General features: G+C 57.8%; 5 protein-coding genes. All 5 read right to left on the bottom strand.

The features are described 5' to 3' along the window. Window positions 1-89 precede the first annotated feature (89 nt). Window positions 90-1,124 (bottom strand): DEAD/DEAH box helicase family protein, encoded by a 1,035-nt coding sequence (locus HOY34_RS08040; RefSeq protein ID WP_172361617.1) that lies wholly within the window; start codon window positions 1,122-1,124, stop codon window positions 90-92. A gap of 395 nt (window positions 1,125-1,519) precedes the next feature. Continuing rightward, entirely contained in the window at window positions 1,520-3,832 is a 2,313-nt protein-coding gene (locus tag HOY34_RS08035) for an nSTAND3 domain-containing NTPase (protein ID WP_436645118.1), read from the bottom strand. Next, window positions 3,829-5,877, bottom strand: coding sequence for an ATP-binding protein (locus HOY34_RS08030; RefSeq protein ID WP_172361615.1), 2,049 nt, complete (start codon window positions 5,875-5,877; stop codon window positions 3,829-3,831). Before HOY34_RS08030 ends, HOY34_RS08035 begins: the two co-directional genes overlap by 4 nt. Next, complete coding sequence (locus HOY34_RS08025; RefSeq protein WP_172361662.1) at window positions 5,874-6,404, bottom strand: hypothetical protein; 531 nt, start codon at window positions 6,402-6,404, stop codon at window positions 5,874-5,876. The genes HOY34_RS08030 and HOY34_RS08025 overlap by 4 nt, the downstream gene beginning before the upstream one ends. Next, entirely contained in the window at window positions 6,404-7,723 is a 1,320-nt protein-coding gene (locus HOY34_RS08020; RefSeq protein ID WP_216654684.1) for an SIR2 family protein, read from the bottom strand. Before HOY34_RS08020 ends, HOY34_RS08025 begins: the two co-directional genes overlap by 1 nt. Window positions 7,724-7,874: the final 151 nt, after the last annotated feature.

Here is a 7,874-nt window from a genome sequence, read left to right as displayed (position 1 = left end):
CCTTCATTGTCGAGAACCAAGCGCACAGCGCGCTCGCGAACCTCAGCGGAAAACTTGTTCGTCGTCTTGCTCATGATGCTCCATCCTACTCAGGAGTTGGAGCCTCCGGCAAACCCGGTGCGGTTCAGATAGACGTAAATGAACCGCCCATCGACCCGCCGGCCATCGTTTCGGAAGGGTGTTGCAGTGAATTGTAGAATGCGCTTGCGTTTAAACTGAGCACGGGCAGTCGACCACGTCCTAGCCGGTATATGATGCGCTTCATCCACAAAAAGGGCATCGACATGCTCTGCCATGCGAGCCTGAACTTCGGGTTTAGCTTGACCAAGAATTTGAAGCGTGGAAACTACAACATTCGAACGGAGGAAAATTTCGTCGACCTCCTCAATGGTTTTGGGAACGCTAAAAAGCTTCGCAACCACTGGATACTGCGCAGTTTTATCCAAGCAAGTTGCGGCCTTCAGCACTCCTAGGGTTTCAAACTTACGAGAAATCTGAAGCCGTAAATTGCTGTTTGGGACAACCACGAGAAGCCGTCGGATGGGGGTCCCAACCGCTAACGCAAGCATTGTTTCTGTTTTCCCTGTGCCCGTAGGCATGACAACCGTGGCGGGTGAGTTCGTAACGCTCCAGTGGGCTTGAGTCGCATAGACAGCACCGATTTGAGGCGGACGAAGGCCTCTAACGATGACTTGTGCGTTCTCAACCTCTTCGGCTCGCAGTGTCAGCATTCCTTTCCAAGACTGCAATGTAAGGTCACCAAGCGATATGCATTCGCTGCGCGAAAGAGCGAGTGCGCGCCTTGTTTTTGGGTAAAGCCAGCTCGCGCTCTTTGCGCTTAGAGAAGCCAATATTTTTGCAACCGAAGAGGCATCTTTGACCAAGATAACTGCGTCGCATTCGAGGCTAGAGCTGGTCGGCTTATCGACAAAAGCGATCACCTCACCAGAGGATGTAACAGCTTTGAATGCACAAATTTTTTTGTATGAGAACGGTATAATTCTTGCTGAAACTATTTCAGAAACGCGCTTCAGATGTGAAATTGATGCACCTTTGATCCGCCCCTCAAACGTAAGATGCTCTGGCAGGTTCAACTCAACTGTTTCGGCAAAAAAGTCCGTCATGGTTTCTCCCTTAAATCTGCGCCCGATTCGTATAAATCGAAATTATATCTACAATAGGGGGCTCTGGCCTTCAGAGTTGATATCCTCGCAACGCCACAAACTATTGGGAGGTTCGCATTACGGATAGTTTTTCCTGGTTCCAACATAACATTGACTGCAAAATTCCCGAGAGATTCGGCCCCAGCTAGCGTCGGCCATGATACAGCCCCACGAGGCTATACAATCTACCACATCGGCCACCACATAGTCGCGGATTTGATTCATCACTACCCTCCACGCTTATTACTGGAGGGGAACTCCGACGCATCGACCACCCCACCGTGGAAGCGATTGAGCAATTCGGCATGCGGGCAAACCGGAGTTTACCCATGCTAACGGCGTCGACGTTGACAGGCTCATTTGTCGACATCATCGAACACCGAGCGTTTGGTGGCAAGTGCAGGCTGAGGTGGCGTGCTGGCCGACGCCTCGTCCTTATTCTGCGAGACGATATGGGTCCAGTCTGTGCTGTCTTCAGCCTCTTCGTCGCGTTCGCGCTTGCGCTCCTCGATCGCCTTGATCGACCGTTTCACCTGCTCACGCGCGTAGTCGATAAGTGAGGCGGCGGCGTCATCGACGCCGATCGTCTCGACATGATCCAGCACGCCGAGCAGCTTCTCAAAGTGGCTTTCCGGCTCCTCGTCGAGGTCGGCATCAGCCGTAATCTCATCTATGCGCTCTTCGAGCGATGGCAGCACCGCAGTTCGTAACCCAACGCCCAAGCTGACCAGCCGAAGTGGTGGAATGAGGGCGAGCTTGTCCTCCTCAACGAAGAACGATACGTCGAAATTCTTGAGTGCCGCAGATTCAAGCTCGTCAGCTGCCTCCAAACGGAGGTCCTCCGGAAGCAAATTAAGCCGATGCGCACGGGCATAGGTGGCTACACGGGGATCATTTCCTAGCGGTTCCGTGTGCCAGCATGAACGGCGCAGTAGTTCCGGCGAAGCACTTATGGCTTTGCTGAAGACCGCGTCGCTGGCCCTGTAGGCGAGGAAGAGGAAGAGCATCCAATTTCGCTGCAACTCGTTGGGTGTGCGTCCGAGCCGGCCGACAAGGGCGTCGTCAAGGCTGGTGGGGATCACCAGTGCGTCGCGAATGAGAGATGAGCTTTCACAGGTGAAACTGCTGAGGATCGTGTCGATGGTCGCTCCGCGGATAAGGGCGGACATCATGTGTGGCTTTTGTCTCAGTATCTCCGTCAAGGCGTCGGAGATTGTCGGATGAGCGAATGTCCATTTCCTCCCGGAGTGCTTCAGAAACGAACCCTTCAGTTCGGCGAAGCAATCTTGGATGCGCGAAAGGGTGAAGCCCGTCAGCTCGGCGACGGCTTGCGCGGCTGATGGATCATGATCGTTCGGGTCAAAGCCCGCTTGATGCACATAGACGAGGATGAGAGCAGCCTGGAGGTGGTCGCCCAACGCGTTGACGGTGTCGACGAGATGTTCGCGCGGTTCCTTCATGAACTGGACGAGCGCGTTTTCGCGGGGCGCCAAGCTCTTCGTGAAGTTTGGATCACCCAGACGTTCGGCGATGCCCGGAAGGAACCCGGGCACGGCGGCGACCGCCTCGAGATGAGGCTTCACGCTCGACCGCCAACTCTGGGTCTGGGTGCCGAAGTTCACGTGATTATAAAGAATTTGCGTCTTCTCATCGATCGTCAGTTCCCCGACATCGACCACCGCGCTTTCGTCGGCAAACTGCGGAAGGTTTCGCTGTCCTAACCGCCGCCGCGCCGCTTCGTAGATGTGCTTGCGAGAGGTGAGAAGAAAGCGGTTTCCGTGCGCGACGGCCGCTCGGAGCTTTGAAAAGGCGGATGCCCAGTCCTGTACATAATCATCCCGCAGGACGTTCGAGCCGAACGCGTCGTCTATCCAGAAGAAGCGGCCAGGATCGTTGGGATTCCATCCGGCTTCGAAGTCACGCGGGCTGGTCAGAGCAAGGACGGTATTGTCAGCATTTTCCGAGGCGATCGTTGAAACGATAGCGCCTATTGCCGACTTTCCGCTCGATGGATTTCCAAGCAGCAGCACCACGCCATGTTCCGAGATCGCTTGCACAGCGTCGCGATGGGCTTTGGTCGGGACATAGGTGCGTAGTTTTGGAATCCAGCTATCCAGTAGCGCACGGGACTGTTCACTGAGGCGTTCATCGATGATCGCCGTGAGATCCCCCAAGCCATACACCTGTGGAACCAACGCACGGAGACGCGCGCTGCCCCTGATAACCCGAACGATATGCTGCCGGCCAAAAATATGCGCTTTGCGCACGCCGAGCGTCCGCAGCTTGGCACGTGCGGCGACCGCCACTGGCGCATCCACACTCATGTTGGTCATGAAGATATATGTGTCGGCCTGACCAGTCTTGACCAGTTCCTCGACGTTGTCCAGCTCAGCGGTCAGATCCGAAACTTTCAGCGCCTTGCTGGCATCCGACGTATGTTTGCATTGGACCGTGCCGATCGGCTGCGCCGTGGGCTCGGAGGGGATTAGGAACACTGCATCCTGTCCGCCATCATTGGCTTCTCGAAAAATCTCGACTGGCCGGCCGAGCACGACTTCGCAAACCTGCGAGCAGAGATCTTGGAATGCGCGCCACCCTATTGTGTGGAGCGCCAAATCGCTCCAGGGACCATGTGCCCGACGCCCGTTCAACTCGGTCCTAGCATTCATGCAGAATTCACGCCCCGCAGAACACCGACCGGCATCGGGTAGATTTCCCGCTCCAAGACGACGCCCGTCGCCCCCAACGGTCCGAGCTCGATATCCACACGGCGGCCGCCTTGCGTGGCAGTGCTGATCAAGCGCCGGCTCAGAAGATCGGCAAGAGCGGGATCCTCGACGGCACAAATGATCTGACGCCCATCGGAACGCAGGGCCGCAAGCACCTCGACGAGGTGAAGCGCTCTGAAGTCATCGATGTGTTGAACTGGGTCGTCCAGCAGAAGCGAACGCAGCGGCGTCCACGCGCGAGCCAAGTGGACAGACAGCAGAAACGCTAGACCTGCCGCGCGGCGCTGGCCACTGCTGAAGACAAACTGCGGATTCAGGCCGTCGCCCACCTTCAAGCTTAGAAACCGGCGAACATCACCGCGAATGCTATAGTCGATCGTGCGCCAGTCGGCGTGAGGACGCAGGCGCTGATACAGTTCGTTGAGCAAGGGGCTTATCTGAGCAAGCCGCTCATCAATGATCTCTGCGCTCACACGCCTGACTGACCGCTCGATTTCCCGGGCCGCCGTTACGGCACTCTGCGACTGGCCAACCGCCCGCGCCAGTTTCTCAATTTCATCACGAAGTACCGCGATATTGCTTTCGACCGATGACATCCGGGAAACTGCCTGCGACGCCTCCAGCACGAGCAGCGCTCGCTCAAGGTCAATCAGCCGGTCTCGTTCAGACTCCACGGCCAGTTCAAGGCCCTCGGGGTCTTGGATATAGGCGTGATCAAGGTGCCAATGGTCGTAGAACTCGACATGCGCGGCTTCCTGCGCCCGCAGCCTTCGCAGATCGTCTGCATGGGCCTGAACCGTGGTGGCGGTCTTTTGCAGCGTGAGGCCCAGCTCGCGTGCATTTGCCTTTGCGCTCGCGAGATCATCGCGGGCGGCCTGAATGCCCGACGAGAGCGACGCGACCCTCTTGCGTGCTATCGCGAGACCGGCCGCAAATTCCTCGGAAGTGCGATGAGCCGCACAAAGCGGACAGTGATCGTCATGCAAACCCAAGCTCTCGCCGTGCTCGACCAGAAGTGCGAGCGAGGCCGCGACCGCATCCATTTCTTCTTCACGTGCGAGGCGTTGCTCGGCGCCCAAAACGGCTTTTTGTGCCGATTCATGCTCTCGCTGCGCTGCATCATGCGCGCCGGTCGCCGCTGCGCGGGCGGCGACAGCATTAGGATTGTTATAGACGTCCTGTGCGGCTGCCATATCCCGACCGAGTTGGACGGCCTCGCTCATGCGCCCCAACCTGGCACGCGCGTTCGCGAGAATAGCCCGCGCGGCAGATAGTTGTGCGGTCAGCTCGGGCGGCGCACTGGGCACTGCCGCCGCGACAACTTGCAGAGCCGAGGAAACGTCGCCAGATCGGGTCAGAGCAGTCTGTAGCTCTGACTGCTGTGTGAGCCGATCAGCCAGCCGCGCGCGAGCCGTCTCATAGGCCGCTTCATCCTTAGCGTGATTGGCTTCGGCAGCGGCGACAACTTCCTTTGCCCTGCTACCGGCTTCGGAGCCTTCCATCGCACCAAGCGCCGCACGGACGAGGTCGAAACGCTCTGTTTCGGTAAGGTCCAAACTAAGTGCAGCGATCCACTCGTCGCGGATGATTGACGTGCGAGTGAGTTGCTTGAGTGCGTCATCAGGCACCGGCCCGCCACACAACGCAGCTTCGATGTCTTCCGGAGAATGATCGCACCCGGTTTCCCGCGTCCGCGTGATCGTGAATGGCTTGCCGCCGTCATCGACGAAAGACGCGATGACGTAGTGCGCTTCGGGCACACCTTCGCCGCGCCACCACAAGTAATCGCTCAGGCTTTCCTTGGCGGCCTTCTCAACAGAATATTTGTCAATGGAGCCCGTGATGGCGAACTCTACAGCATCACATACCGTGCTCTTGCCCACGCCGTTACGGCCAGTGATGACCGTGAAGCCGCGACCAAAGGTTATCCGGGCGACATCCCTGAATCCGCGGAAACCACATATTTCGACGAAGTCCAACCTCATGATTTCGCTCCCAAGATGCGAGCAACGTCTGCTGGTGCGGCTTCATTGAGGAAGGCTGTAACGCCATCGGGGGAGATCTCTTTGAGCCTGGTGCGCAGTCTCGTTTCGAAGTTGGCGGCGCCGAGCAGTGGCTTTGATCGAATGGATAGCAGCGGCAGCAAAGCCATCTCGATGTCATCGGCCGTCCTGATCGAGGCTCGCGCTATCTTTCGGGTCAGCGAAAAGTCTTCCTCTATGCGTTCAATCTCACGGCTCCTGCGCGCATCTGAAGCCTCGGTGAGGAAGAGGGAATAGACGTTCCACGCCTTGGCACCAGCGCTGCGCAGGAATGTCGCGTGTCGAGACAGCGCGAGCTTCTGCCGTTCTTCCCACGAACCAAGGAGCGCATCTGCCGTGTCGAAGACATGCACAAAACCCATGAGCGCGGCGTTCTCAAAGCATGTCACCGGCCCTGACGGCCCGGTCCATGTCCAAGTGTCATACTGGGCATCGCGAAGAAGGATTTCAGATTGGATGTAGATGTCCATCATATGCCCAACGCAGTTCTTGCTCCAACGAGATCGTACCATTCGCCACCCGCATCTGGGCGGATGAGATCGCCCGCCCGTCCGCTACGAATGACATTGTCGGGCACGCCCAGATCCGTGGCGCCGACGGCGACGACGATGTCGGCTTCCATTGCTGCCGGCGGCTCGACAAACCGCCCGCGCAGCGTGCCCAGCACAGTTTGCGCTCCATTGACGACGCGGATGCTCCGGCCATTGAAGTCGTAGCCGTCCGCGATTTGCACTGCGCCAGCCTGACGCAACAACAAGTGGAAGAAGCCAAGCGCCTCCGGATTCGCAGGACGCAGGAGCGTCGCAGGCTCCGCCGCTGAGACGCCTTCGGCATCCCGCCTAAGCCCGTACAAAGCCTCGCTATCGAAAGCCGCGACTTCGAGCCAAGCAGGGTCACATTGAACGCCGGTGGCCTGCTCAAAGGCGGCCCGTCCGGCATCCAGCACCTGGCGAAGATAATTGGATGAAAACGCCCGTCGCAACTCGTCGAGCGCTGCAGCGCCGGACTCCTGTACGTGTTCGAATGTCACGTTCTGAGCGTGGGAGATCTGCCAGAGCTGCGGCGCCTTTTGCTCAAGGGCGTTTGTCGGCGACAGGTCGATCACGGTGACCGACAGTGGCTGAACATCGATCAGAGCCTCACCGATCACCGCGTTGAGGTATTCCCAATCCGACCAGAAACCGACGACGAGTACATCCTTTTGTCGGATGTTGGCGGCCATCCAAACCTTGCTACGAGCGATACGTGCTGAAATCGTCGGATCGCCGAGTTGTGACGGAGCCCAGACCGTGGAGGGACGATCTCGGTGAGCGCAGCCATGAAACTTCAGCAACGGTGCCTGTCGCACGGTGTCGGCAGTGGCTTCGTCCCCATCGAGCGAACCACGAAAGTCGGCACCATAGTCCCAAGCGCGTCGCTCAATCAGCGTGTCGTAGTTGCTCGATATGCCGGCTACGGCGGCACGTGTGATGAGAAAATCTGCGATGGCGGCATGCCCCGTGTTCGAAGGCCGAACAAAAGACGACCACGGGACGAGGTGCTCGATGAAGACAGATTGCAGTGCGTTGAGGCCAGCGAAATGCTCCGCCAGCGCCTCTAAGTTCTCGCGGAGTCCCGCGTCGCAATTGGGGTCAGACTCAAGTCGGTACTTGTCGAAGCAACGCTCCGCTACGGCTCGCGCGGATGGGAGACTGCTGGGGGGAGCCATAGAAAGGCCGGCACCGCAGACCACCAACAGGCGACCCGCATTCATCGATGCCAATAGCCGAGCGATTGTTTGCGGCGTCAAGTAATCCTCCGTACTTAATCAGAATTTGAACATAAAGTTCATACTCTATAATATCCTAGTGGCGTGCCCTCCGCGCAATGCGCTTACATTCCTTTCCTTGCCCCAACGTTCGCAAATATTTTAACGAACTATGGTTGGAATTTATCGAGCT

Origin of the sequence: Pseudogemmobacter hezensis, from assembly GCF_013155295.1 — a bacterium.
Classification (GTDB): domain Bacteria; phylum Pseudomonadota; class Alphaproteobacteria; order Rhodobacterales; family Rhodobacteraceae; genus Pseudogemmobacter; species Pseudogemmobacter hezensis.
The sequence above is the reverse complement of the archived record's forward strand: the minus strand, read 5'-3'. Positions and strand labels throughout refer to the sequence as shown.

Excerpts from the sequence above, each read along its gene's own strand:
- HOY34_RS08040 (WP_172361617.1), bottom strand. The coding sequence starts at position 1,124 with ATGACGGACTTTTTTGCCGAAACAGTTGAGTTGAACCTGCCAGAGCAT.
- HOY34_RS08035 (WP_436645118.1), bottom strand. The coding sequence starts at position 3,832 with ATGAATGCTAGGACCGAGTTGAACGGGCGTCGGGCACATGGTCCCTGG.
- HOY34_RS08030 (WP_172361615.1), bottom strand. The coding sequence starts at position 5,877 with ATGAGGTTGGACTTCGTCGAAATATGTGGTTTCCGCGGATTCAGGGAT.
- HOY34_RS08025 (WP_172361662.1), bottom strand. The coding sequence starts at position 6,404 with ATGGACATCTACATCCAATCTGAAATCCTTCTTCGCGATGCCCAGTAT.